Raw genomic sequence first — 26,143 nt, 5'->3', positions numbered from 1 at the left:
CGGTAAATGCTATTCGAATAAGGCTCATACCACTTGATCTTTAGTTAAAGAAATAGCTTCTGCTAATACCGTCTCAATACTGACAAACTTTTCTACTTCCTGTATAAAGCGGAAGAGGCGCTCGCGCGTTTCATAATAGGGTAAGCCGATACGCATTATATGAATGGTCTCTCCATTTTCCTTTTGCCGGTCTTTGATGCACTTTACATGTATGTCCAACCCGTGAAGATGTATGTAAAGAGGGTATGGGTCATAATCCGTGAAGGCCAGCGCCAGACATGGCGTAGGGAATCCATTTAAATAATAATGGGCGATTCCTGCAGTATTAAGCCTTAAAGACAACTCTTTCCGAAGGAAATCTGCCAGTTCACAGCTACGCTCCAAAGCGGTAACTATGCCGATTTGCCTATAGCGATCAAGGCTTTGATGCAGTTGCCAATAAAGTTTAAAATCCTGTCCGCCTGGCAAGCTGAAGCCGTGGGTTTCTACGTCAGGTAAAAGCTGCTGGCCATTCCAGAACAGTGCGCCAATCCATTCAGCAAAAGCATGCTTTATCCAGGTAAGCCCCCCGCCATAAGGCCCAAAAAGCCATTTGTGTGTACTGCCAGTGATTAGGTCTGCAGTTCCGAACGGGATTTGGTGGATACCTAGCGACTGCGCAACATCCAGGATGAGCCAAGCGTCTGGCGCGGCTTCTTTTAAGAGCCGCAGGGTATTATTGTTATGTACAACATCACCGGTGTCATAATAGGTATGCGACAGGAAGATGATATCCGGTTGTAGGAGGGACAATTTTTCTTCTAACATACCACGCGAAACCAGTACTTCGTCTGGTAGATAATAAACAATAAATTCTGACAATTGCTCGAACGGGCCAATCCCGCCCTGATGCTCGTGTTTGCTGGTCACTACCCTGAATGGTCCTTTTTTGGTGGTCAACAGCTTGCGAAGCATCGCCAGTGCAAGTAGGTTCATGGTTTGCGAGGTACTGTAGGTAACTGTGAACCGGTAGCCGGGAGAAGGCCATAGGTGATTGCATTCCTGTTTGATATATCGGAAGGCTTCGCGTGTCTTTGCGTAAAGTGCCAATGGATTTCCATTTTGTGCGGTTCCTAGATCTGCTGTAATATCCACGGTGCCCAGGCAGCCAGGGTTTAAGTTAAGTTGTGGCTGTCCGAAGTGTTTTTTACGTATCTTGTTCCAAAATCGCTCCCACATCCTATCCGCCGAATTTTCTGCTGGGCTTTTACAGCTCTCTTCCCAAAAAATGAAGGGCAGGAAATGACGATCAGTAATCTGTTCTTTATAGGGATATACCAGCTGCAAGGTTTCCAGGATCACCTCACGAAAGTCACTATGAAAAAGCGGGTGATTGTGAAGAGAACTTTCTACTTCATAACCTGCTTTGAAATCGGTGTTTTCCTTGCGCAGGTCATCCAGGTGCACAGCACTTGTTTTCAACCCAGCCTTACGGGCAACACCGATGATATCGGCAGCCAGTTCGTTGATGGAATAATGTGTCTCGGTTACATGATTGATCACCCGGTGTTCCCCGGCAGCTGGCGGTTCGGCAGCAAACCTTGCAAGTGAGCCAACCGCATCACGTAAGGCCATCAGTCCGGTACGCTGATGGCCGTTCCCATAAATCGTCAGCGGATTACCGCTTACCGCCTGAATAACAAAACGGTTAGCTACCGTACCGAAAACAGTATCGTAATCAAACCGGGTATACAGCTCTGGCTTAAACGCCATCTCTTCTGTTAATAAACCAAATACCGTAGACTGCATCACTTCGGTTATGCGAAGGTTCCAGATCCGGCAGGCCATCGCTGTATAATTCGAATCGTTGATCTTGGAAATATGGTAAATATCGTTGGCCTCACGCGGATAAGGCAGATCGGTATAAGCAGAAGCTCCTTTATAGGATGGCCGGAAATATCCTTCCGCAATAGGAATGCCACCTTTAGCATATTCGCCAAAAGAGCCCAGTTTGATAATGTGCGCCTTCGGAACATGTTGCCGTACTGCCCATAACAGGCGCATATTGCCCTCCTCGTTGTTCCGTAATGTGTGCAAGGCCTCATCCAAACCCATCATGGAATAGGAGGCCGAACACTGTTGCGCCAAATGGTATATGGTATGCGGTTGTTCCCGGATAATCAGGTCTTCCAGCATTGTCGAACATATATCGAACAATTGATAGTGAATATTGTAGATGCCATAATGGCGCTGGAAAGCAGCGATCCTTTCAGCAAGTCTTGGGATGTGGGAAAGTGAATCAAATCCCAGTTCCCTTACGGCCTCTCGGCGCCATTGGTTATCAACAATGACAATCTTTTCGTCCGGGTGCTGTAGCGCCAGTTTCATGGCCAAAGGCCATCCCAGATAACCGTCGCCTCCTAAGATCAATAACGTTTTTTTCATGGTTTCACTTTTTTGCTAAAACTTGACCAGCATGAACATTTGCAGGTCGTATTGGTTATTGAATGCTGCATCGGTGATTTTTTGGTTGATATAAGTCATTGCAAGGCCTATGGAAGTCCGATAGCGGAATGTACGACGGTAAGAAGCTCCGATGCTTCGGTTCAGGATGCCATGTAAGCTGGGAAACAGGACCAGGCGGCTCATATCGTCCGGCGAGGTTCCAAGACCGAAATTTGCCTGCAACAGATCCTGCCCGCTAAGCTCATACCGGGTACCTGCATTGAACGCAAAATATTGGCTGTTCTGCTGCCTGATGCCGAACGCCCTGGCATTAACCGCAAAAGGGCCAAACGATTTTCCTATACCAGCTACAAGGGAGCCCACGTTAAAGCCTCCGATGTGAAAGTAACGTCCACCCAATTCACCTTCCAGTCCATTACTGAAAGTCTTGAAAAGAGAATAAGCAATTCTATATTTAGGAAACAGGACGTTATTGGACAGTGCGACTCCGGCGTTCCAATGGAACGTCTTGTTTACCTTGTACGAAATATCTCCAGCTGCCATCACGCCCGTACCTTGCTGGCGGCCAATAAAGACCAGCTGTGTACCATAATTGATCTTATCTAACCCACTGCGGTCATAAGAAAGCGTAACGATATTGTAAGCTGGCGGTGTGTTGGCGCCATCAATTGAGGTAAATGAACTGTTTAGGAGTGTTAAACCGAATGCGTTATGTAGCGTTCTACTCCGCAGAAGATCGGCATAGTCCCTGTTCTTATCATTCGTATATCGCTTGGCCAGTGTATCTGCATAAGCTGCAGCCTCGGTATATCGTTTCAAACTATCCAGGATGATTGTTTTCCGTAGCAAAAAAGGTTCAGCATATTCGAAACTCCGGAGAGCCGAATTTGTACAGTATAGCGCCTGTTCAAAGCTGCCCTGTCCGATTAGGAGGCTCGTTTTTTGTAAAAGGGCAGTAGAGTCTGCCGGTTTGATAGCCATTACGTGGTCGATGCTCAACAGGGCGCTGTCTGGTTGCTTTTTTTTCTGATAATCCAGACTTGCGGAATACCAGGCGTCTGTTGTCATTTTTTTGTATTTAGGATTAAAGGGATATTGTGAGAAAAGCGCTGCCGACAGTTGTGCCGAGGCGGCGTATTGATGGTCATTATATAAGATGGATGCTTTTTTTTGCAGAAATTCCCGGTCATTAGGGTATTGGGCCAAAGCCATTTGGACGATGTCCAATGCTTTACTATAATGCTTTTGCAGATCGAGTATATTGGAGAGATAGTTCAGTACATCTTTATTGCCTGGATCTACTTTCAGCAGTGTGCGCAATTGTGACTCTGCCTCGGTATAGTTTTCCGACTGGATGAACGCATTAGCCAGGGCTAACTTTTGTTCAAGGTACAAACTCTTTATTTTTGAGTTATGGGGATATCGCCTGAAAAGCTGCTCGCTGAGTTTAGAAGCTTCATGGATCCGACCTACCTGCGCCACATAACCTGCTTTTTCCATTTGCAAATCTATGTTATCGGGATAAAGCCCACTTGCCCGGTCAAGTTCCCGTATAGCGTGGTCAGGCCTGTTACCCATGATCAATCCGTTCACACGGCCTTTTATAGCCGCCAGATTCCCGGCTTCTAGTGAGAGCGCTCTGTCGAAATACATTACTGCGCTGTCGGCAAGCTTTTCCTGTAAATAGTAATTGCCGCAGGCGTTGACCATTTGCAGAATCTCTGGACGGGAAACTTTATCGGCAACGTTATAAAGCCTGACTGCAATATCCGCAGCCATCTGGTAACGGTGAAGCTGGTAGGCCAGGCCCATTTTTTGTCGGAGTAATTTTACGTTTGTAGGTTTGCGCTGTAAAGCACGGTCTATCCGGTAGAATGCCTGGTTCAAATCTCCCATAGCAATTGCCATACCGGTTACTTTTTGCAGGGCCTCTTCGTCGTTAGGATTTTGATCCAGTATGGATTGATACAATGTATAGACGTCCGTATTCTGGTAGTAACCTGCCGCCTGCTTACGCAGAGAATTGTTTAGCGCAAGAGCTTTTTTATCATGGGGATAATAACGTAAGATCGTGCGCAGCACATCAAGCGCTTCAGCGTACCGGCTGGCTTCCTGGAGCAGGCCAAGTTTATAGTACAGGGCAGTATAGGATTTTCCGTTACTGTTTAAAGCCCCGTTCGCTTTGGCGATTTTGGCGTTGATGTCCCCACTCTGCGCCACTAGCTTATTTATTTTATCGCTCAGGTCTTTATTGGTAGGAGCCAGTTCAAGTGCTTTTTCATAATAAGTCATAGCTAGGTTTTCCATGTGGTTGCGAACATACCAGTCGGCCTTGGCCTCATAGTGGCCAACTATCGACCGCCGTATATTACTGTCTGTCGGAAACCGCTGTAACATTCTCTGTGACCAGGCATCGCCATCCTGAAAACGTTGCAACCGATCAAGGATATTAATCTTTTTAATCACGAAATCTTTTTGGTTTGGAAAATAATTAAGCGCCAGATCGACATAGCGTAGGGCTTCAGCAGGACGTTTGATAGAAAGATAAGAGCCAATAATATAATAATAAATGTCTTCATATTTCGGAGATTTATCAATCACTAGTAGAGCAACCCTGATGGATTGTTCATAGCGCTTATCTGCCATATAGAGCCGGGCAAGCTGTACCTGGGCGTCGATATGGTCAGGGTTGAGCCTTACAGCTTCTTCCAGTAATGGTATCGCTTGGGCTATTCGCGAACCTTTTATTTCGGTAAGGGCTTGCTGGTAGCGCTTTTCGGCCCGAATGGAACTCCAGGTCTGTGCACTGGCCATGTTCCAGGTCTGAACAAAAATATAAATGAGGATAAAGGGTAAGATATACTTCATGATGTCTATGTGCTTGATGATGTACCTTTGGTATTGGAAGATGAGAATCCTTTGCGCTGCATGTTGCCCCACACCAGTTTTTGCCGGAACATAGATTGGACATAGCCTTTCAGGCTGAAAAAAACAATTAGGGGATGATAAATAAAAGGTTCAGCAAATGCGGTCAGGCAAAGCCCAATTACCTCGCTGGTCTTCCGGTAATGCCGTTCGGTCAATTGATCCCATAACACGGCAATGGAGCTGATCATCACCGAGAACATGTATAGGAAGCAAAGAAGTGTAAGTGTATTTACCCAATTGATTGCGCCGATGACGATTAGGTAGATATAAAAGATAAATCCCGTCAGTTCTAAGATCGGCGCGAGAAATTCGAATAGGAAATTGTAGGGAAATACTACCATTCCAAGTCGCTTGAACTTCGTATTAAACAATACGTGCCAATGCAGGCGCATGATTTGTACCAGCCCGCGTGCCCAGCGTACACGCTGCCTGCTGAACACTTTCAGGTTCTGCGGTCCTTCGGTCCAGCATAGCGATACGGGGATATAACGGATAGCGTATCGCTTATTGTTCTGGATCATATAAACACTCATGCGCGTTACCATATCGATATCTTCCGCGAATGAACGTGGATCATATCCACCGACCTTAACGGCGATATGCTTATCAAAAAGACCAAGGCCACCGGACACATTGGGGACACAGTTAAGCGCGCTCCAAGCCATTTTTGAAAGCAGGTATGCCCTTATATATTCGAGTTCCTGGAAACGGGGCAGTATTTTGTTGGGCGGACGAAACCGGGTAATGACGCCATTGTCTACATCGGAAGAATTGATCATCCGAAGCGGTGCCCCCACGGCGATTACCCGGCGCTGGTTATCTTCCACGTGTATATAACCGGTATCGGGTATGACCTGGATATCATCAAGCTGATTTCTACTTTTCTCATCCAGGATTGGCCGCATCAGACGCGATAGTGTATCCTCATGAAGGATACAATCAACGTCTGTACAAAGGAAATAATCATATTTGGAGGCATTGATACCGGCATTGGATGCATCTGCCTTGCCCTTGCCATTCTCTTTATCAATGACGAGTAGTTTCTCATAGGCCTTGTCACTTGATCTGAAAAACCGCTTAACAGGCAGGGTCTTGATCCGTTCATGATAAGGGAGATCAACATCTTTTAGCGCAAAGTGTTCGATCAGTTTATCCAGGGTATCATCCGTGCTACCGTCATTGATAATGATTACCTCGTAAAGCGGGTAATTCAGGTGCATCAGAGCATATACATTATCGATAATTGTCAGCCCTTCGTTGTAAGCTGGTGCAATAACGGAAATACCGGGAGATAAGGGGCTGGATATCATGTTTTGCGTATAATGTCCCATATTTTTCCAGAAGTAAAGCCGGATATGTTTATAGGAAAGGATAGCCATTGCGACATAAATAACCATCGTCAGACTGCTGTAGAAAAAAATGAACCACTGGAAAATATCTATAATTTTTTGCATCTGCTTAACTGGTTATTGTTCTTGTAAATAATAGTTCAATATGCGCTGCTTGCGTTCTTGGAGCTGTGGTACTGTCCAATTTAGCTGCCCCCCGCGCATCAGACGGGCTAGTATGCCTGCCACATTATTTTCGATCTCAAAGTCGTAAGTGACGAGAAATTGTTCTTTTAGGAACTGGATTGCCCCCGGCGTACGGAAGATGCCCAGGGCGAATAGTATTTCGCATTGACAGTCAATAGGTTGGTTAGGATACATTTTGATCAAATGATCCTGTGTATGCAATGCCCGCAAGTGACCCAGCGCATTGATTGCATGAGAGCGCAGGGCATGGTCATTCACATTCAGCAAGCCTTCGATACTGTCTATGGCCTCTATGCTTTGTTCGTGCGCGGCCAGCTTCATGCAACAAATAACTACCGTCTTATTCCGGGAATAGCGGATCCAGTTGGCAAAGTTGGATTTGACGGTATCTTTCGATTGGTCGAGGATGCGGAAAAAGCCGACAAGTTCCCAAATACTTAGCGGGTCGCGGATCTCGTCGAAAAAGCGAAACGGCTCATTTTTACTGAAACGCATAAATGCGCTTCTCGCTGCTGAACGCAGTTCAGATACATCACTGAGGTTGAACCGTAAAATATCAATGTCTGAGATCGCATAGTCCATTAGGGTCAGCTCGTGCAACCCTTGCACGTTGACCTGCCAACGTCTGGATTTGATCTTCTGAAGGGAATCCTGATTGAGTTCCAATAGTACATAAACCCGGTGTAGAATAAACGCATTCGCCCCAGCCACATGCCAGCGGAGGTGGATTAGTGTGTCGATCATTAACTGCCGGTCGGTTTTGTCCATCAGTGCCAGTTCGTCCAGGATTTTCCGGTCGATCAACGGTTCGGAAACAGCCTCTGACAAATCTTCTTTGATAAATTGCGGCAGAATTTTGTCAACGATAAGTTGGTTGAGCTGGGCCTGTCTTTTGCGGTTTCTGGCCTCTTTATGGCGTTTAGTCGCGATGATTGTATACGAGACAAACGTACCCAGCAGAGATAATGCGATAATACATTGGATAATGGTGATAAAAATAGTTTCGGCGCTCATAGCATATCAATAGTGATAGAAAGATATTCGTTATGATTCTTGGAGTATCGCCACCCGTGTCTGAATGTTTCCCATGTCTATGCCTACCGGGGTTTTTGTGCTGCCTGCTGTAAAACGAAGTGAGTTTAGCAGGTAACCCTGTACTGCCAGCGTTTCCGGTTCATTAACGGTATGGATATCTGCAATTTCTCCGAACTCCTGGTTGATACATTCCAAAAGATCATGATAGTTTACACCTCCGCCACACAGAAATATCCGGTTGGTTTTCTTCAGGTTTTTATCACTGATGATCAGGCGAAGTGAAGGAGAAACGATTTCTGTGTAATAAGCCTGAATGGCTCTTTTCCGATAAGCGGATAAGTCGGTCTTCCTGCGGTTGATGTATAGGTAGCCATCACGAAATGCATCATCCAGTTGCTGAACACTCTGAAAGGCCAGATCATGCTCCTGCTGAAGCTCTTCCCGTAGGATATTTACGGCATAATGCAGACCCTGAATGCTGGTCATCGCATGTTCAACAACGCCTTCATCCGTGCTTAAACCAGTTTCCAGCGTGCCGAAACCTAGGCTCAATGCAAAAAAAGCACCATTTATACCAGGCGTACCTTTACGCAGCGCAATCATACAGCTAACAATCTCAGGCAATACCTCTACCTGGTCGACTATAACATTAAGCGGCTGCGATGTTTCACCACCATAAACGCCAGGATCCCATACAATCTGATAGCCGCTGGTCAGCAGGTCCCTGGCCTGATCTTTATACAAACGGTAAATACTGTTAGGAAAGCCAATGGTAGTGACCATTTGCTTTGACTGCTGTTCTGCTGCGATAAGTAGGGCAGCCTGAAAAAGTACACGGTATTCGGTCGCCTCAGGGGATATATTCAGTGGCCTTCTGGGATTTGCGCCTTCATTTAGGGCTAGATTGCCGCAGATATACCAAGATTGGTCTAAGCGGATCTTTAAACCATTTAGCAGGGAACCTGCGGTATTGGTCAATGGGGCATTAGTAATTTGTAAAAGGCTGGAAAAAGAAAACGTATTATACATATGCGAATAATTTTTTAATGTGTAAGCTGATTTTTACCACCATCGCTTATCAGACATATAGGAAGGTGGTTTCTGTGACGGTTGCGGTGCTGTTTCCAATGATATTTTTTTGGGACCTGACTGTTCTATAAGCGTAACTTCGCTAGCCAGTTCTTGGTCTGGTCCGGTCAGCGGCCAATGATCCTGTTTTAAGTCGACTTCTGTACCATAAGGCTCAACAATCAAAGGTTCAACTATGGTATCACCTTTGTTTTTCAGAATTTTGGCAGAATCAGTACAGAAAGTACCACTCTCAAATATTGAGGCCAATAGTTGTGTTGCTGGAGAAGATAGTTCATAGGAATTATGATAACCTGTATTTTCTCCTGGTTGAAGTATCGTCTTGATCCGATCCATAAGCTTTCCCACCACTAATGGCTTTTTAAAATAATTCTCCCGAATCAAGTCGAGTCCTTCCCGTATATGGAGGAAGCTCATACTGGAAGTGATAATAACTGTACAGCTTGGAGCCTCCTGACGTATCCGGTTTACGATCTCATAACCATTGGCGAAATGCATATGCATCTCCGTAATCACAATATCATAGGAATATTGCTTTTGTTCTAAAAACAGAAATGCTTCTTTACCGTCGGCGGCGGAATCAAGGTGAAAAAATTCAGCGGAAAAGGTTTTTTTAAATATCCTTCGCATGAGCATATCACTGTCTACATGCAGAACTGAATAAGGTTTGCTGACTACATTTGTATCTTCGTAGCGTTTTTCCATTGGAAAATTTATAATTAATTAAATAGTTAAATACATGTCCATCCGATCATCATAATGATTTGGTCAGCTGATAACATTTGCTGCTTGTAATGCTAAAATCACAGGCTACCGATATACTAACCGTTATCTTGCATTCTTTAGGATACTAAATTTTCTAAGACATTGCAGACACCTGTAACGTGCCTTGATAAAAGGAAGGAACAGCTTTACTGCAGTAGGTCTATGTATCCTTTCGCATTCACCAGTTCTTTTACACCTGGGACATTTTAAGTTTTTTTTGATATGCATCTTATTTAGAATATGTATTTTGTGATCAAATAGATTAGAATACGGAGCCAAATAAGTGCACTTATCCAAACAGCTCCCCAAACGATTGTTTTTTTTATATTCATGTCTTATATTATTATAAATTCTAAAGAACCTATTGTAGCCCTAATGCCGGAAATTAAGAACAAATAATTCTGACCATTTTTCAAAACTGTTGTTTCCAATTACCTCCGCTCTAATATGTCCATCTGATTTCGGATGTCCTTGAACATTTGTACGGGATGTTCTTTAAAGTGAACTTTACGCACGCCATGTTCGAGCATTCGCCCAATATCTCTCGGATCTTCACTTGCGGTATATCCGAACAAAATGATAGCGTGATAGCATTTCAGAAGCCGCTTGGCGGACTTAATGCATCCATAACGGGCGTATAAAGATCAAGAATACATATGTGGAGCAGGCGCTCCAATTTGCCAGGCCCGTCCAATAGATCTGCACCGTTGAAAGCTGAAAATAACAGGTGAAACCCATCAGCTCTTTCCGCAAAAGTATCGATGAATGAGTGAGGCATCTCACAATAATCTACAAAAGCAAAACTGGTGTGTGCTGAATTGTTAATTGGTCTATGTATCATTTTTGATATTTGTCAACCCAACTGTAGTCTTTCCCAGACTTGTCTTGATAATTTTACAATTGATTACCAGATCGTTCAATTTTAAAAAGTACCATCCGGGACCGTTGTTTTAAATAAATCTTGGAAAAAAAAAATAATGATTTGTTTAAAACAGAGTGTTTTAGCTTTTGATTGGTCGAACAAATTTTTATATTTGTCAACCTAATCGTAGTCTGGGAAAGACCAATTTCTTCCATAAATTCGCTGTTTATTAAAGCGATAGATTTTATGGTTACATTCTCATTTAAATTATTTGGCGATTCAGAGTCAAGGACGATTCTATTGGAGCTCCATGGTGAGCAAGGGCAAATTCACGAGTTACGTACGCCACTACGTATAACAAAGGAAATGTGGGATGAGCAGCGGCAAAGGCCTATAAATATCTATTTGAAATCCTGTAAAAGACTTAATATCAGGCTGGATAGGATGCGGATCGCGATTGCGTCCTATCTGGATTCGATAGGATGGAAATTCGAAAAGGTATCTCTAAAGCTGCTTGCCAGCCGAATTCGAAAAAACGTGACGGTCAGAAGTATGACGTACGACCCGAAAAGTCTCTTAGGAAATATCAATAATTATATATCATCTCGAGCGCATCTAATTTGTACATCAACCCATAAGAGATATATTGTATTTTTTAATCTTTTACAGCGTTTTGAAGGGTATCGTAGGCGGCATTTGATGATTGCCGATGTGAATGCCGAATTTGTAAGGGAGTTTCTGAGTTACTGCAAGGAGGAGGCTTATAATAACAGTACAGCATACCGTACAGTAAATTTTGTAAAAACTGTGCTCAATCATCTGGAAAAACGAGGGATCAGGACTTTTGTATATGAACTCGAACTCCCAAGAGAGCGAAAAAATTCAACTTTTATTACCCTGAGCGAAGACGAACTGGTAAAAATCAAACGGATGGACTTGCCAATTAATTTGCAGGCTGCAAGGGACTGGTTGATTATCAGTTGTTATACTGGCCAGCGCGTTTCGGATTTCATGAAGTTTAATCATACAAATGATAGAGAACGTTGCGGGCCAGGAATGTATATCCTTTGTGCAGCAAAAAACGCAACGGAATATCTTGTTGCCCCTGCATCCAGCCGTGCTGATCATCAAGTCTCAGAATGAGAGGCATTTTCCTGATAAGATACCATCTAAAAGATACAATGAACAGATCAAAGAGGTTGTCCGGCTGGCCGGTATAAATGGATTGGTTAATATTGGCAAGCGAATAGGATTCAGGGTATTAAGAGTGGCAATCCCAAAATGGAAGGCGGTCACCAGCCACATCGGGCGGCGAAGTTTTGCTTCTAATTTTTACGGCAAAATTCCAACATCATTATTAATGGAAGCCACTGGGCATAGTTCCGAACAGATGTTTCATCGTTATATCAATCATATTGATACCGAACGAATACGCTCTTTGCAGTTGCATTTCGAAGAGGCTTATAGAGATAAATTCCTTAATAAATAAACTGATCTTATTGATTGTTTCGTTTGCTTTTCAAATCCAAAGTTTTTACCATTTCTCGCAGCCAAAAGTTCAAGTCAATAGAAATATTACGAAATTTTCAATGGGTTAATAAATTGCCACGAGATTAAATGTCTTAACAAAAGGAATCACTTAATTCAATGAATAATATTGCAGATCGGTACAGAAAAGCAGGGAATTAAAGCAAAAACGATTTACAATATTTTTCTGCAACAGAATAGAAATTACTGGTTAATGATTAAAGTATATCAGCGGTACTTTGCTCATAAGTCTTCCGGTATGCAGTTATGATAAAGCCCGAAATAGCTATGGAACCACTTGCTAAAAACGGCATCATTGTAGATAAAAAGAAGCGATAAAAGTCTTGTAATTGCTGTATTTTTTAGTTAAATTATCTGTATATCAATTGGTTAATTTTAACGAACAAATATGAAACAGTAGCTCTATAATCCGTGTAAGCACAGAAGAGCAGGCCGGTAAAGGCTACTCACAACGAGATCAGGAAGAGAGGTTACGAAAGTACTGCGGGATCAATTATATTGAAAACCACAGGATACCATTCCATACCTTCGTAATATTTAATAGTAGCAGTTACACCCAAATTTCAACCTCTTATTTTAGCAAACTAACCGGAGTTTTACCCTTTAATTTTTTTATGGACGCATAAAATGTTGTACGGGAATTAAACCCTGATCGGATTGCGATAGCTTCCATATCGCCCCGCCCATATCGCCTTGACTCCAATAATTTAACCGCTTCTTCAGCCCTCAAATTATTAACGTATGCATAAAAGTTCATACCAAAGCCCTGATTTAAAACTAAGGAAAGCTCGTGCGTATTTATGCCTACGCTGTCTGCCAGGGTTTGAAGATTAAGGGTGGGATCTAAATAAGGCTTTTGTTGGCCAATAATTAACTCAACGCGATCTTTTAACAGCTCAATTTGCTGTTTTGTAAGTCTTTGAGCCGTTGTAGAGTTCTTAGGGCGATCAATCAATTCATCCACAACCTTCAATATCTTCTCGGGGTACACTTCGCGTTGACGTAACGCTGCCGAAACGAAATACAGACAGACGCCTAAACATATTAATTGTAACAATCCTTCAAATTCGGGCAGATGTCTAAAGGCAAACCATAATCCAGCTATGATTAAGGGTGCATAGACAAAATGACGGAACCATTTAAGATCTGAAGCCTTATCGGCTAATAACTGGCGAATACGATCTTGATGTTTAGCCAATATTTGCAGGTTTAATAATCCATATACCAAACCCTGTGCAAAAAAGAAATAGCGTACAATAAGCCCTCCCCAAGTTGGCAGTTGTACATGCCCGCCCAGCATCATTAACACTACAAAAATAATGGCTGGCAAAAAGTGAATAAACAATAGCTGAGGCTTCTGCGGGTGATGGACAAATTTAAACACCGAAATATACAAGGAAGGAAATATGGCCCAGCGGGGCCACTCGGTTAGTTGAATTAATAAAACGTACGAATTATCAGTTTGCTCTAATAAAACCTCCATAAAAAGTAAACTCAGCAGGAAAAAGAATATACCAAGCCATTTATTAGCTTCCGGATTGGCTTTCGCAGCACCTGTTAGCAATAAGAAAGACGCTAAAAATAAAGTACCTGCACTGAGTGCGGAAAATAACAATGCGAATGATGGATGCATAATGACGATATCGTTTCTCAGGTAAATATACGTCGCTATCCAGCAGGATCGTGCGTTTGGATACAAGCGAACAAACTTCTTACCGTTAACACCTTATTTTGCGATAAAACGAATCACATGAAATTCTTGCAAAAATTATTACTCTGCCTGCTTTCCGCATTTGTTGTGGGGCTTGTTTTTAGACGACTAGCATCCAAATATGCGGCCGACATCATTCCAGTTGATTTTATTTACCTGGCAGCTTACCTGCCTTTATTGATCGCGCCGGTTGTGGTATTTATTTGGTACTCCCGCGAACGGAGAGGCTTAGCTAACGCTATTAAAATATGGATCATGCAAATCATTGCATTTTTTCTGGCTTTAGATCTCGCTATGTTTGGTTTACAAAAGCTGCAAAAATTGCAAATGCTCATCCCCTTGGGTATGCTTGATTCGCCTTTCTCCTCTTTCTCGGGTTACAACCTCGTTTGGGCATTTTTTCATTTCTCGTACGGTTTTACATCAATCATCGCTTTACTGCAGATAATTGCGGCCGCTTTGATCCTCTTCAAGCGGACCAGGTTATTGGGCAGCCTTATCGCTTTGCCTATGCTGGTGTTTATTACATTGTTAGACATCTTTTACGCCATGCCACTTGGTGTACTGGCACAAGGTATCGTCTTGTTAGCAGCGGTGATTTACTTCATCGTGGCAGAAGGCGGTCATCTGTTCCCGCTATTGTTTAAATGTTCCGACAACTCCAGCACCCCTGTGAAATGGCTTTGGCCTGCGTTATTTGTTCTAATACCTATACTTTGCGCTTTTCACCTGCAACATCCTAACAGGCATCCTGAACTCACGGGTAAATACCGGGTGGAAAACTTGAAAATAGATAACGTTCCCTACAAAGCCAGATTCTCCACAGACAGCATTCTGAGCCATGTTTATCTTGATATTGCAGACGAGGTAGTTTTTAGCTGGAACGATTACCGCAGGATCCGTATCGGCCAATACAAGCTTGGAAAAAATGGCGATATTCATATGCAATGGAGATATCCGGCATCGGGCATCGGCACGTTCAAGGGAATCCTGCGACCAAATGGAGCTCATCAATTAAAACTTGCTGGTAAAATGGATGGTAAGCGATATCAAATGATACTGATGAAAGAATAAAAATATCTAGTATCGTGGTCATCCCTTAATCAAAAACGCTTCTTACCTATAGTGTAATGCTTCCAAGTATGAGATCTGCACTTTTGATCAACGGCTAACGATATTCTCGGGTATTGGTTCGTTTAGTTTCCCGCCAAGTCAACTTAACAGGAATCGAACCAAAATTTTTGTTTAAATGCTTCTAAGGCCGATTAAAATTCTCTGAAAATCAAAAATCCCGCTCTACTCATTGTAAAGCGGGATTGTAGCCCGTAGGGGAATCGAACCCCTGTTTCCAGAATGAAAATCTGGCGTCCTCACCCCTAGACGAACGGGCCATTTCAGTATTTAAATTTTTAGTTTTCAATTCGCAGTAAACTGCCAACTGAGAACTACCAACTGAATTGGTAGCGGGGACACGACTCGAACGTGCGACCTTCGGGTTATGAGCCCGACGAGCTACCAACTGCTCCACCCCGCACTCTATTTTTCGCCCCAAATATCCGTTTGAGGGAGTGCAAAGGTATAAATTGTTTTGATATCTACAAAGTCAATCCTGATATTTTTTAAAATATTTTGAATGGACTATCTAATTTAAAAAAGGGAAAATATCCAGATGGATGTTTTTTGCTTAATAATGAGTGGGTTGCATTTTAGGAATATCTGTTGACTTTGATGAAGATAATTTGATAAAATAACTCTCTTTACTTTTTGTGGTATCGCAAAATTCTCTTGAAAAGATATTTTAAAAAGTGTGGTCTGCTTTAGTTATTGGATTGCCTATATCTAAAGTATTTGATGAAAAATCATAACGGTCAAGGTGCCTGAAAGAAAGGATCTTCATAAGGTAGTTGTTTGTTCAAATATAATCTTCTGTGCTAGAAATCCCTGAAATTGGATTTTGATGAAATAGAAATCCAATTTCTGATATTCATTGGAAGAATCCACGCTTTGATGAAGACAAGCAAAATATATGATAATGGTAAGCTAGCATATTAGCTTATAGCCTAAACCTCTCATATTGATTATTTCCAAAGAAGAATCTTTTTTAAGATGTTTACGAAGTTTGGTGATAAAAACATCCATTGTCCGGGTATTAAAAAAATTGTCATCTCCCCAAAGAGATATAAGTGCCAGCTTCCTATCAGTTAACGAATTCTTATTTTTATACAGTAATAATAACAACTCCGATTCGCGGCTAGACAGTTTAATCGTCTCATCCGCATAAATTAAAATTTGTTTATTGGGATAGAATACATATTTTCCTAGCGAAAACTCCATCGAATTTACCTCCAATTCTTTTCGATTTCGCTTTAAAAGTTCCTCAATTCTTAAGAATAACTCATCAAGGCTAAAAGGTTTTTTCAAATAATCATTACCTCCACTTTTATAACCTTCAATCAAATCATTGGTAGTCGTTTTAGCCGTTAAAAATAAAATTGGGGTGCTTCCATCTACTTTTCGCACTTGCCTGGCAAAGGTAAAGCCATCCATAGAGGGCAACATTACATCTAAAATTAAGAGATCCACATCTCCATTTAAAAATAAATTGTAAGCCTTCCTGCCATCAGTGGTATGCAATACTTGATAATTCTTCTGCAACAGGCTATCTTCAATAACCTTTGCCAAAAACGGTTCGTCTTCAACAAGTAAGATTTTATATCGACTCATTTAGCTGGAAATATTAATGTAAATATCGCCCCCGAAGGCTTGTTATCGCTGACTGAAATCGAGCCTCCATGTTGCGAAACAACTTTTTTTACATAATTCAATCCTAAGCCGTAACCTTTCACATTATGCATATTGCCAGTTGGAATTCGATAAAATTGATCAAAGATTTTCGACTTGTGCTCATCTGCTATTCCAGGACCATTATCAATTATCCGAAGCAAAATACCGCTGTTTATCTTCTCCAAATCAACGCTAATTTCAGGAATTGATTCAATATTGTATTTTATCGCATTTTCCAAAAGATTTGTAATCAATCGTTGAAGGTGGACCCGATTTCCCATAATGATAAAATCACCTGCTTCGAAATTAAGCTGAATCTTTATTACCTCACATAAATCCGCTAGAATTTCAGATATGAGTTGCTTCAAGTCTACCATATCTTCCATTGAAAATTTCAATGTATCCAATTTTGCACTTTCCAAAATCTCGTTAGTCAAATCATTTAATTTTTGCGTCTGGTAAAGGATAATTTCTAAATACTTTTCTGTTGTTTCTTCATTTGGCTTAAACTTCTTCAGCGCTTCTGCGGTTACCTGTATAGATGAAAGTGGTGTATTGATCTCATGGGTCATGTTGCTGATAAATTGATTTTTTATAGCCACCAGTTTATGTTGATTGAACAAAGTTTTAACGGTATAATAAAAGCAGCTTAATGTGATTCCAATCAGTGAAACCGAACCTATAACAAGCCACTTTGTTTGCCGTAAATAGTAACTGTTGGGGTTCTCGAGGCTCGCAAATACCAATGAATTCACATAAGGTCGTCTAAATGCAGTATTCACTTTGTGCGTCACAAAACTATTGCTGGTTAAAAGCATTGTATTAAGTTTAAACGAAGTTGATATTTGCCTTTTTGCCAATTCCTCCTTATAAATTTTGATTAAATTAGCTGAATCCAGTCTGCTTTCATTGAATGATCTGTCCAACCTATGGCCTATTCCTTGGGTGTAATAGTGTACTGTAGCATCTTTCAAATCGTTCATTAGAATCTTCGAAAAATGCTCGATAAATACTTTTTTTGCTTCAGGATTAATTCTGCCTACCTTTTTGTTGAATGAACTAATCCCCATTGTAACCTGATCAGCTTTTTCATCAGCGTAATAAGGTATGGCGTCCGTAAGCGTAAAGGCTGTACTATGGTCCTTATTATTGGTATCGCAGGTTATTTTCACGATTGAAGGATTATTCATCCATTTTTTCACTTCAGAAACAAGTTGTTTCCGCCTCTGCATCATCTCTCTTTCCACCGCAATATCCAAAGCATTATTGGTGTCCTTTTTAAAATTAGCGACTACAGAATTGTAGTTTTTAAAGTTCCAGTAAAGTTGTAAACTAACAATACCCAGCACGCAGCAGCTCATCATAACCAAAACAAAAACGATATTCTTTTGCATGCACAAACATAAGTCTCCAAAATGAAACTTGACAGCTCGTTAACACTAATTAACTCAGTATTAACTGCGCTTAACGAATAGGCAGTAGACATTTGTCCAGTTTTGTATAAACTTATAAATAATGAAAATATATTTTCTATTAAGCACACTATTGCTTGCGCTGATTTCAGATGCATCATTTGCACAAAAAGTCGATAAAAATTTAAAAATGACCTCGAACTATGGGACAGAGGATAAAGAACTCAATGATTTATTAAGGTTCGATGGTATAGATTTTTACAAGATCAGGTTTTCAGGAATTGATCTGAAAGGGAAGAGCTATTCAATATCGGTTAAAGAATTTTGGAAGGGAAAAATGAAATCAGAAAAGAAAGTATTTGGCACTAAAGATTTAGCTGAAGCAGGATTGGACAAAATCAATGATACAACGCTGGAGATGAAAGTAATATCTAAAATGACATCTGACAATAAGATTAAGATTTCATTTGTATCCGATAAATTTTCTAATACTAAAGAATACAAAGGATTAAAGACAAAAGATTATAGTTTAAGAAACCTGGCAGAGGAGAGCAAATTGCCGATTACCTATGGAGGAAATTTTTATTTTATGGCAATTATCCTTCCGTATGAACGGGAAGATGGTTCAAAATCCTGGTGTCAAGTTGGTAGCAATGGAAAGGACATCGAAAACTGGGGCAAGAAATATGGTGTCAGACATTATCTTTTATTTCTAATGAAATTTGAATAGTTGGGTAATCACCATAAAAATTAATCATTTTTAGACAGATTGTTTTAACTGTAATTCTGTCGCATTGTCACAAAACCGCTGTTTTTGATTGTTTATTGCAATAATTAGAACACTAACATATCTCATCCGAAGATTTCGCTTGGGGCGATGAAGTCATTTTCGATTTTTAGGTCAGTGTATTTTGGGCTGCACTAATCACACAATGGGCAGTTAAGTAAGATTCTAGGTGAGCTTTGTGTAATTTCTCAAATTGACCAATTCGCAGCGGACTCACTTGGTCAATGTAGCCGAAATTTTCAGGATTATATTAGATTGTCTTTATCTTTCTCATTTTGGTCAACCTGTTCCGGAAATTGATTAGAAGAGTATAAGAGATGGAAACCTTAGACGCTTCAACGTAATCATAATCAAAAATGTTACTGAGAATCCGTTACGTAGTGTTTTCCGTTTTAGATACGAACCGAATCACACACCTTCTTATTGCGATTTGATGCCTATTTTAGATTTTTGGTACAAATAAAAACCCCTGCAAATATTTAATTTGCAGGGGTTTTACATCATTTGATATTGATTTCTGTAGCCCGTAGGGGAATCGAACCCCTGTTTCCAGAATGAAAATCTGGCGTCCTCACCCCTAGACGAACGGGCCATTTCAGTATTTAAATTTCCAGTTTTCAATTCGCAGTAAACTGCCAACTGAGAACCACCAACTGAATTGGTAGCGGGGACACGACTCGAACGTGCGACCTTCGGGTTATGAGCCCGACGAGCTACCAACTGCTCCACCCCGCACTTTATACAACTCGCTTTTTTGTGAATTAAATCCTTAACTCTGTTTCCGAATTGGAATGCAAAGATATAATTCGTTTCTTTGTACTGCAAATTTTTTTTAAAAAAATATTTTAATGGCGCATAAAGCAGGTTTTGTTAGTATAATAGGTAAACCAAATGTGGGTAAATCTACCCTTATGAATGTGCTTGTGGGCGAGCGACTTAGCATTATTACTCCTAAGGCGCAAACTACAAGGCACCGTATTTTAGGTATCGTAAATGAAGAAGATTATCAGATCGTTTTTTCAGATACGCCCGGCATAATTAAGCCAAAATACAGTTTGCAGGAAAGTATGATGAGCTTTGTTAACGGATCTTTAACCGATGCTGATGTACTTTTATTTGTAACCGACATTAATGAGGTGCATGATGAAGACGATGTTCTGGGTAAAATCCTGAATAAAGATATTCCAACGATTGTGTTGATCAATAAGATAGATCAGGCTACGCAAGAACAGGTAAAAGAGAAAATTGCCTACTGGCAGGAAAAGTTAAATCCGGTTGCGGTTTATGCCATATCAGCTTTACATAAACACAATGTAGATGGATTGTTGGATCGCGTACTCGAAATGTTGCCAGAGCATCCGCCATACTACGACAAAGAAGATTTAACCGACCGCTCTGAGCGTTTTTTTGTTTCGGAGATGATCCGCGAAAAAATCTTCATGAATTACCAGAAGGAAATCCCTTACAGTACCGAAGTGATTGTAAAGAGCTTTAAGGAAGAGGAAATGAAAAATGGCAAAGGCACCATGATCAGGATTACTGCAGAGATTGTAGTCGAAAGAGATTCGCAAAAAAACATTTTGATCGGCACTGGCGGAAGCATGTTAAAAAAGGTAGGAACCGAGGCACGTTTAGAAATCGAGAAATTTCTAGATAGCAAGGTGTTCCTGGAAATGTTTGTAAAGGTAATTCCCGACTGGAGAAGTAAAAAGAATTATTTAAAAAGCTTCGGTTACGATAATTAATTCCGATTTTTAGGATATGAAGAGAAATCTAACTTTTGTTCTGCTGTTGATCGGTACAGTGGTTTTTGCCCAGGAATCAAACAATGGTAAAAAGTTGTGGGCCAAATCTATCCTTAACGAAAAGGCACCGGAACTAATTGTTGAAAAATGGATTTCAAAACAGCCTGATACCAAAGGGAAATTTGTGCTGATTGATTTTTGGGCAACCTGGTGTGGGCCATGCCGGGCATATATCCCTGCATTAAACGATATCCAGAAGAAATATGAAGATAAAATTGTAATTATTGGTATTTCTGATGAAGCAGCAGAAAAAGTAGAAGCTTTTAATAATCCAAAAATCAACTATTTCGAAGCCATAGATACTAAAGGAACTGTTAAAGATTTGCTTCAGGTTAAAGGTATTCCGCATGCTATCCTTATTGATCCAAAAGGGGTGGTAAGGTGGGAAGGTTTTCCGCTGTTACAAGGAAATGAATTAACGGAAGATGTAATCAAAGCACTTTTGGAAAAGTATAAAAATTAATATTAATAGCGGTTACGAAAAAATAACCGTACCTTTGCAGCCCGAAATAAATCGGTTAGTAGTTGATAGTCAATGGCTGATAGCCAAATTTTTAAGCAGCTTGCTTAAAACACCAGGACCGTTAACTACAGCCATTAACTATCAAAAGAAGACCATGAGTAACATTATAGCCATCGTAGGCAGGCCAAACGTAGGCAAAAGTACCCTTTTTAACAGATTAACCGAAAGCCGTAAAGCCATTGTAGACGATATGAGCGGGGTAACCCGCGATAGGCACTATGGCGTGGGCGAATGGATTGATAAACAATTTACCGTAATTGATACGGGCGGTTATGTAGCCAACTCTGAAGATGTTTATGAAGCTGCCATTCGCGAGCAGGTGATGATTGCCATTGAAGAGGCCACTGTGTTGATCTTTATGGTAGATGTAACCACAGGTATTACCGATCTGGATGATGATATAGCTCAGGTATTGCGCAGAAGTAATAAACCCGTTTTTGTTTGCGCAAATAAAGTAGATAATACGGCTCTATATAACGAAATCCATACTTTCTATGGTTTCGGATTGGGCGAAGTATATCCTTTATCATCTATGACGGGCTCCGGAACAGGAGAGTTATTGGATGAAATTGTTAAAAATTTCGAAGATATTCCTGAAGAAGAAAATCAATTGCCTAAAGTAACCATTGCCGGTCGTCCGAATGTGGGTAAATCTTCTCTCGTTAATGCATTAATTGGTAAAGAACGGAATATTGTGACTGCAAACGCAGGTACAACCCGCGATTCCATCAAAATCCACTATAATCAATTCGGTCATGAGTTTATGTTGATCGATACAGCCGGATTACGTAAAAAGACCAAGGTGAAAGAAAACCTGGAATTTTATTCGGTAATGCGTACCATTAAAGCTTTGGAAGAAGCTGACGTAGTGGTGTTAATGATTGATGCGGTTGAAGGGATTGAAAGTCAGGATATCAATATCTTCCACCTGGCCGAAAAGAACAAAAAAGGCATTGTGATTCTGGTAAACAAATGGGATCTGATCGAGAAAAATACGCAAACAATGAAAGCTTTCGAAGAGCAGATCCATGAGCGTATCCGTCCGTTTACTGATGTGCCGATCATTTTCACTTCCGTATTAAACAAGCAGCGGATTTTTAAAGCAATAGAGGCAGCTTTAGAGGTTTATAAAAACCGCAGCAAGAAAATTCCTACATCAAAATTAAATGATGTAATGTTGCCGCTGATTGAGAAATTCCCGCCACCGGCCTTGAAAGGAAAACACATTAAAATTAAATACATCACGCAGATTAATGCAACTTCGCCAATGTTTGCCTTTTTCTGTAATCTGCCACAGTATATTAAAGATCCGTATAAACGTTTCATCGAGAATAAATTAAGGGAAAACTTCGATTTTTCCGGCGCACCGATCCAGATTTATTTCAGACAGAAATAGGGTTGAAGGTTTAAAGGCGAAATGCCTAACCATATGATTAAAAACAGGGATGCATCCAGAGCGAAGCAGCCCTGTTTTATTTCATTGTCATTCTGAATGATTGTTTTTTACAGAACATTGGGGCGGAAGCGATATTTATAGAGATTGTCATTACCAACTTGTTTGGAACCCTAATGCGCTAGCTTTAAGATTCCCACTTTCGTGGGAATGACGGACAATATCTAGATCTGTGTTTATCCCGCTTATCTGTGGTTAAAAAATACCCTTACCTTTACCACATGCAATTACAAGTACAAAATAGCCAGGCAACAGATATCGATGTCATTTTCGAATTTTATGATTTAGCTATTGCCCACCAAAAGAAAGTATTTAACAAACACTGGCAAGGCTTCAACATGGATATGGTGCAGACCGAAATTAATGAAAACCGTCAATATAAAATCCTCATAGATGGGGTAGTAGCCTGTGTATTTGCCGTTACATTTAATGATCCTTTAATTTGGGGAACGCGTGATCATGATGCAATTTATATTCATAGGATTGTAACCCATCCTGATTTTAGGGGTTATGCTTTTGTGAAGGAAATTATAAAATGGGCGAAAGATTATGCGGTAGGGAATAACATTAAGTTTATTAGAATGGATACCTGGGCGGATAATAAAAAGCTTCTGGGATATTATACCGATTGTGGGTTTAATTATGTTGGGGTAGTAACCATGGAAAAAACAGATGGATTACCAAAACATTATGAAGGAATCAGTTTAAGTTTATTTGAGATTGTATTGTAATAAGTAATCTTAATATTATAGCTATACAGATAACTCATTTATCCTTTGATGCGACCAGGTTTCAATATTTACTATCGTCTTGGTTTGTAACACAGATGAAGGAGATCCACATTTGTAATGGGGGAATAGAAATCGAAAGTAGATAAAATCGGCATTTTCACAGCCTCCTCTTTGCAAATGTGGATGGTAAACGCGGGCACTATTCGTAATTTTCCGTGTCTCAGTTGTAAATTAATAAAGCTGCAAAAAAACTAAACAACATTTTTGCAGTAGCTAAGACTAATGGCATTGGCCGCGAAGCTCACTTTAATTCGATTTTCCAGCTTAACATATCATCAACTTCACCAATATGGATAAAGTTGTTTTTTTCTAGAATGGTATAAGAGGCCACATTGTCCTTTGTTGTGGCAGCAAAAATGGATTTTACTTTAGGCTGTTCCCTGGCCCATTCAATTAATCTTCCAATTGCTTCAGTCATAAATCCTCTGCCTCTGAATTCTTCATCAGTGCCATAACCGATTTCGATTTCCCCATTTTGGTCGGGTTCCCCAACAAAACAGATATCGCCTACCATTCTGTTGTCTGGTTTGGATATAATTGTCCATAAAGTATGGTATAGATAATCCTTGTCTTTATCAAAAACGTTAGGTAAAATCGTCTGTTCCAAAGCCTCACGTAGCGAAGGAGAAATGTTTTTCCTGGTAGGTAGAAGGCCAAATTCTTGTTCTAAAGATTGATCATCTTTAATATATTTTAAGAGCTGATCGTGCGTTAAAGGTTTTAAAATGAGGCGTTCTGTTTCTATCATACTTGTTTTGTTAGTTAGGCTAATATAAACTTTGGGGTTTTAGCCAGGTGGATTTTTACGCTAAGTTTTTATTAAGTCATCACAGCACAGACTTTTCCGAAATGCTTAAGATTACTAATAAACCTTAATCACCTCGCCTGTTATAATACCCAATACACTTTTCTCGTAAGCTTTAATTACTTTTTCCATAGTAACCGGGATCTCTCCGGGGAAAGAATCGAAAAAAGCAGGCGAGTCTTCAACCACATTGGGGCTGACGGCATTTATGCGGATTCCGCTTCCGATTTCGCGGGCAGCTGCCAAAATAAATGCATTGAGGCCACCGTTTATGGTACTCAATACAGAACCGGATGCAACGGGACGTTCAGACAGTATACCCGAAGTTAACGTAAATGAACCACCTTTATTAATGTAATGCTGGCCAATAAGCACCAGGTTAATCTGTCCCAATAGTTTATCCAGCAAACCGCTTTTAAATACTTCGCCTGTTAATTGATTTACAGGAGCAAAGGGACCTTTCCCGCTTGTACTGATCAGGGCGTCGAAAGGACCGATCAGCTCAAACATATTCTTGATCGATGTTTCATTGGTAATGTCTACCTGAACATCGCCTTTGGTATTCCCCACACGGATGATCTCGTGCTTTTGAGCAAAAGCTTCAGTTACTTTTTTACCCAGCGTACCTGTAGCGCCTACAATGATTATTTTCATTTATCTGTTTAACGTATATATTCATCTTAAACAGCAGGTGTATAGAAATGTTTGTAGTCTCAATCCTGTAAAACCAATTCAGTTTTGAGATCGGCAACCAGAAGGTCAATATGTGATGCTGTTACATTTGGCATGCAGATAATGTGCGAATTTCCCTGCTCGGCGGCAAGCTGCCATTTTTTGCAGATTTTTGCAGATGGGGTAGGGAAGTTTACCGTGATGGCATTGGCATTTCGCCAGGCAGCAATACCCAACGCTTGAAGTTGTTGTTCGGTATAAGCGGCAGTTGCTAAACTATGCATGGCCCTGCTTTTCAAACCGGCTATGCCCAAACGTTTAATGGTGTACCATAAAAACAAGGGGCTATGGCCATTTCTGGATCCGGTAATCGTCGTGTCAATGCTCCCGATATAAGCTACCGAACGGGCAATCCGATCGCGGTTAGATTTTTTGGCCACCACCACGCCACAAGGCATCGGAGAACCCAAAAACTTATGGCCGCTAATGGCGATGCTGTCTGCGCCATCTTCAAAATCGAATGCTGGCCTGGGCTCAATCAGTGCGCTGTAGGTACCAGAAAGCGCCGCATCAGCGTGGATATAATAGTGCTGGATAGCCAGTTTTTTTAAAATGGCTTTGATTTTAGACACATCATCACGTGCTTCAGTCATGGTGGTCCCAATATTGGCCATAATAATAACAGGCAGGTGGCGGTTCATTCTAATGGTGTACTCAAGATCTTCATAGTCGATTTCTCCATTTGTCTGCGTACGGATTACGATATTCGACATATTCAGCAAATGCAGATTCTTCTGCACACTATAATGCGTAGCTTCTGAGTAATAAACCATTGCTTTTGGATGTAGCTCGCGGGCCAGGTATAATCCATATAGATTCCCCTCTGAACCGCCATTGGTTACATAACCCCACCAATTATCAGCGGGTGCACGAAAAAGTTCGGCAAAAAACTGAACCACTTCTTTTTCCAGTTCGCGCGATCCGACACCATAGGTGGAAGTAACAAAAGGATCGCCCAGATTATTCATCGGAAATTTTAAAAAGCCGGAAAGCGCCTGGTAATCAAAATCCTTGGCTACAGGATAGCCTAGAAATAACTCGGTTTGTTCCTTTACCTTCTCTAAAAGATCGTTTAATGCTTCCTGGTCTTTTGCTTCTAATCTGCTCGTTTCCATAAATGATATGTTTACCGG

Annotated in this window: 20 protein-coding genes and 4 tRNA genes; 7 read left to right on the top strand and 17 right to left on the bottom strand. The window is 40.9% G+C overall.

What is annotated here, in order from left to right; genetic code table 11:
- Window positions 1-24: 24 nt before the first annotated feature.
- From BM107_RS14400 to BM107_RS14370, 7 genes are all read right to left on the bottom strand, one after another.
- Window positions 25-2,409: an NAD-dependent epimerase/dehydratase family protein gene (locus BM107_RS14400; RefSeq protein ID WP_159435246.1), complete on the bottom strand. Its 2,385-nt coding sequence runs from the start codon at window positions 2,407-2,409 to the stop codon at window positions 25-27.
- A 30-nt stretch (window positions 2,410-2,439) separates the two neighbouring features.
- The gene (locus BM107_RS14395) at window positions 2,440-5,313 is read right to left on the bottom strand and encodes a tetratricopeptide repeat protein (RefSeq protein WP_090984488.1); all 2,874 of its coding nucleotides are present in this window, start codon (window positions 5,311-5,313) and stop codon (window positions 2,440-2,442) included.
- Window positions 5,314-5,318: 5 nt separating this feature from the next.
- Window positions 5,319-6,827, bottom strand: coding sequence for a glycosyltransferase family 2 protein (locus BM107_RS14390; RefSeq protein WP_090984486.1), 1,509 nt, complete (start codon window positions 6,825-6,827; stop codon window positions 5,319-5,321).
- A 12-nt stretch (window positions 6,828-6,839) separates the two neighbouring features.
- Entirely contained in the window at window positions 6,840-7,922 is a 1,083-nt protein-coding gene (locus tag BM107_RS14385) for a HEAT repeat domain-containing protein (protein WP_090984484.1), read from the bottom strand.
- A gap of 30 nt (window positions 7,923-7,952) precedes the next feature.
- On the bottom strand, window positions 7,953-8,972 hold the full coding sequence (locus tag BM107_RS14380; RefSeq protein WP_090984482.1) for a ParM/StbA family protein: 1,020 nt from the start codon (window positions 8,970-8,972) through the stop codon (window positions 7,953-7,955).
- Between the two features lie 33 nt (window positions 8,973-9,005).
- A complete protein-coding gene (locus BM107_RS14375; protein ID WP_090984480.1) occupies window positions 9,006-9,737 on the bottom strand; it encodes a response regulator in 732 nt (243 codons plus the stop codon).
- A gap of 655 nt (window positions 9,738-10,392) precedes the next feature.
- Window positions 10,393-10,638, bottom strand: a complete 246-nt coding sequence (locus BM107_RS14370; RefSeq protein ID WP_134204257.1) for a hypothetical protein — start codon at window positions 10,636-10,638, stop codon at window positions 10,393-10,395.
- A gap of 267 nt (window positions 10,639-10,905) precedes the next feature.
- Between BM107_RS14370 and BM107_RS14365 the strand changes: the two genes are divergently transcribed.
- A complete protein-coding gene (locus BM107_RS14365) occupies window positions 10,906-11,802 on the top strand; it encodes a phage integrase SAM-like domain-containing protein (RefSeq protein WP_139222294.1) in 897 nt (298 codons plus the stop codon).
- A 976-nt stretch (window positions 11,803-12,778) separates the two neighbouring features.
- Here BM107_RS14365 and BM107_RS14355 read toward each other — a convergent pair.
- Complete coding sequence (locus BM107_RS14355; protein WP_159435245.1) at window positions 12,779-13,537, bottom strand: helix-turn-helix domain-containing protein; 759 nt, start codon at window positions 13,535-13,537, stop codon at window positions 12,779-12,781.
- A 420-nt stretch (window positions 13,538-13,957) separates the two neighbouring features.
- Between BM107_RS14355 and BM107_RS14350 the strand changes: the two genes are divergently transcribed.
- Window positions 13,958-14,992 carry a hypothetical protein gene (locus BM107_RS14350; RefSeq protein WP_090984470.1) on the top strand — a complete coding sequence of 345 codons (1,035 nt, stop codon included), beginning with the start codon at window positions 13,958-13,960 and terminating at the stop codon, window positions 14,990-14,992.
- A gap of 245 nt (window positions 14,993-15,237) precedes the next feature.
- Here the strand turns inward: BM107_RS14350 and BM107_RS14345 are convergent.
- The 4 genes from BM107_RS14345 to BM107_RS14330 all read right to left on the bottom strand — a co-directional run bounded on the left by BM107_RS14345 (window position 15,238) and on the right by BM107_RS14330 (window position 18,096).
- Window positions 15,238-15,309, bottom strand: a tRNA-Glu gene (locus BM107_RS14345).
- Window positions 15,310-15,376: 67 nt separating this feature from the next.
- A tRNA-Met gene (locus BM107_RS14340) sits at window positions 15,377-15,452 on the bottom strand.
- A gap of 506 nt (window positions 15,453-15,958) precedes the next feature.
- Window positions 15,959-16,642, bottom strand: a complete 684-nt coding sequence (locus tag BM107_RS14335) for a response regulator transcription factor (RefSeq protein ID WP_090984468.1) — start codon at window positions 16,640-16,642, stop codon at window positions 15,959-15,961.
- Complete coding sequence (locus BM107_RS14330) at window positions 16,639-18,096, bottom strand: sensor histidine kinase (RefSeq protein ID WP_090984464.1); 1,458 nt, start codon at window positions 18,094-18,096, stop codon at window positions 16,639-16,641. The genes BM107_RS14335 and BM107_RS14330 overlap by 4 nt, the downstream gene beginning before the upstream one ends.
- 121 nt (window positions 18,097-18,217) lie before the next feature.
- Here BM107_RS14330 and BM107_RS14325 point away from each other — a divergent pair, with 121 nt between their 5' ends.
- On the top strand, window positions 18,218-18,844 hold the full coding sequence (locus tag BM107_RS14325) for a hypothetical protein (protein ID WP_090984462.1): 627 nt from the start codon (window positions 18,218-18,220) through the stop codon (window positions 18,842-18,844).
- 577 nt (window positions 18,845-19,421) lie between these two features.
- On the opposite strand, the gene BM107_RS14320 is transcribed toward BM107_RS14325, so the two are convergent.
- Both BM107_RS14320 and BM107_RS14315 read right to left on the bottom strand, forming a co-directional pair.
- Window positions 19,422-19,493, bottom strand: a tRNA-Glu gene (locus BM107_RS14320).
- Window positions 19,494-19,560: 67 nt separating this feature from the next.
- Window positions 19,561-19,636, bottom strand: a tRNA-Met gene (locus BM107_RS14315).
- Window positions 19,637-19,749: 113 nt separating this feature from the next.
- Between BM107_RS14315 and era the strand changes: the two genes are divergently transcribed.
- From era to BM107_RS14295, 4 genes are all read left to right on the top strand, one after another.
- Window positions 19,750-20,646 (top strand): GTPase Era, encoded by an 897-nt coding sequence (gene era, locus BM107_RS14310; protein ID WP_090984460.1) that lies wholly within the window; start codon window positions 19,750-19,752, stop codon window positions 20,644-20,646.
- A 16-nt stretch (window positions 20,647-20,662) separates the two neighbouring features.
- Window positions 20,663-21,169: a TlpA family protein disulfide reductase gene (locus BM107_RS14305; RefSeq protein WP_090984458.1), complete on the top strand. Its 507-nt coding sequence runs from the start codon at window positions 20,663-20,665 to the stop codon at window positions 21,167-21,169.
- Between the two features lie 154 nt (window positions 21,170-21,323).
- Window positions 21,324-22,625, top strand: a complete 1,302-nt coding sequence (gene der / locus BM107_RS14300) for a ribosome biogenesis GTPase Der (RefSeq protein ID WP_090984664.1) — start codon at window positions 21,324-21,326, stop codon at window positions 22,623-22,625.
- Window positions 22,626-22,903: 278 nt separating this feature from the next.
- A complete protein-coding gene (locus BM107_RS14295; RefSeq protein WP_090984456.1) occupies window positions 22,904-23,413 on the top strand; it encodes a GNAT family N-acetyltransferase in 510 nt (169 codons plus the stop codon).
- Window positions 23,414-23,714: 301 nt separating this feature from the next.
- Here the strand turns inward: BM107_RS14295 and BM107_RS14290 are convergent, their stop codons facing one another.
- The 3 genes from BM107_RS14290 to BM107_RS14280 all read right to left on the bottom strand — a co-directional run bounded on the left by BM107_RS14290 (window position 23,715) and on the right by BM107_RS14280 (window position 26,125).
- Window positions 23,715-24,221, bottom strand: a complete 507-nt coding sequence (locus BM107_RS14290; RefSeq protein WP_090984454.1) for a GNAT family N-acetyltransferase — start codon at window positions 24,219-24,221, stop codon at window positions 23,715-23,717.
- A 114-nt stretch (window positions 24,222-24,335) separates the two neighbouring features.
- A complete protein-coding gene (locus BM107_RS14285; protein WP_090984452.1) occupies window positions 24,336-24,932 on the bottom strand; it encodes a short chain dehydrogenase in 597 nt (198 codons plus the stop codon).
- Between the two features lie 59 nt (window positions 24,933-24,991).
- Window positions 24,992-26,125: a histidine decarboxylase gene (locus BM107_RS14280; protein WP_090984450.1), complete on the bottom strand. Its 1,134-nt coding sequence runs from the start codon at window positions 26,123-26,125 to the stop codon at window positions 24,992-24,994.
- Window positions 26,126-26,143: the final 18 nt, after the last annotated feature.

Source organism: Pedobacter suwonensis (genome assembly GCF_900111825.1).
Lineage (GTDB): Bacteria > Bacteroidota > Bacteroidia > Sphingobacteriales > Sphingobacteriaceae > Pedobacter > Pedobacter suwonensis.
The sequence above is the reverse complement of the archived record's forward strand: the minus strand, read 5'-3'. Positions and strand labels throughout refer to the sequence as shown.

Excerpts from the sequence above, each read along its gene's own strand:
- BM107_RS14375 (WP_090984480.1), bottom strand. The coding sequence starts at position 9,737 with ATGGAAAAACGCTACGAAGATACAAATGTAGTCAGCAAACCTTATTCA.
- BM107_RS14335 (WP_090984468.1), bottom strand. The coding sequence starts at position 16,642 with ATGAGTCGATATAAAATCTTACTTGTTGAAGACGAACCGTTTTTGGCA.
- BM107_RS14280 (WP_090984450.1), bottom strand. The coding sequence starts at position 26,125 with ATGGAAACGAGCAGATTAGAAGCAAAAGACCAGGAAGCATTAAACGAT.
- BM107_RS14350 (WP_090984470.1), top strand. The coding sequence starts at position 13,958 with ATGAAATTCTTGCAAAAATTATTACTCTGCCTGCTTTCCGCATTTGTT.
- der (WP_090984664.1), top strand. The coding sequence starts at position 21,324 with ATGAGTAACATTATAGCCATCGTAGGCAGGCCAAACGTAGGCAAAAGT.
- BM107_RS14380 (WP_090984482.1), bottom strand. The coding sequence starts at position 8,972 with ATGTATAATACGTTTTCTTTTTCCAGCCTTTTACAAATTACTAATGCC.
- era (WP_090984460.1), top strand. The coding sequence starts at position 19,750 with ATGGCGCATAAAGCAGGTTTTGTTAGTATAATAGGTAAACCAAATGTG.
- BM107_RS14295 (WP_090984456.1), top strand. The coding sequence starts at position 22,904 with ATGCAATTACAAGTACAAAATAGCCAGGCAACAGATATCGATGTCATT.
- BM107_RS14365 (WP_139222294.1), top strand. The coding sequence starts at position 10,906 with ATGGTTACATTCTCATTTAAATTATTTGGCGATTCAGAGTCAAGGACG.
- BM107_RS14330 (WP_090984464.1), bottom strand. The coding sequence starts at position 18,096 with ATGCAAAAGAATATCGTTTTTGTTTTGGTTATGATGAGCTGCTGCGTG.
- BM107_RS14385 (WP_090984484.1), bottom strand. The coding sequence starts at position 7,922 with ATGAGCGCCGAAACTATTTTTATCACCATTATCCAATGTATTATCGCA.
- BM107_RS14290 (WP_090984454.1), bottom strand. The coding sequence starts at position 24,221 with ATGATAGAAACAGAACGCCTCATTTTAAAACCTTTAACGCACGATCAG.
- BM107_RS14325 (WP_090984462.1), top strand. The coding sequence starts at position 18,218 with ATGAAAATATATTTTCTATTAAGCACACTATTGCTTGCGCTGATTTCA.
- BM107_RS14390 (WP_090984486.1), bottom strand. The coding sequence starts at position 6,827 with ATGCAAAAAATTATAGATATTTTCCAGTGGTTCATTTTTTTCTACAGC.
- BM107_RS14395 (WP_090984488.1), bottom strand. The coding sequence starts at position 5,313 with ATGAAGTATATCTTACCCTTTATCCTCATTTATATTTTTGTTCAGACC.
- BM107_RS14370 (WP_134204257.1), bottom strand. The coding sequence starts at position 10,638 with ATGATACATAGACCAATTAACAATTCAGCACACACCAGTTTTGCTTTT.
- BM107_RS14305 (WP_090984458.1), top strand. The coding sequence starts at position 20,663 with ATGAAGAGAAATCTAACTTTTGTTCTGCTGTTGATCGGTACAGTGGTT.
- BM107_RS14285 (WP_090984452.1), bottom strand. The coding sequence starts at position 24,932 with ATGAAAATAATCATTGTAGGCGCTACAGGTACGCTGGGTAAAAAAGTA.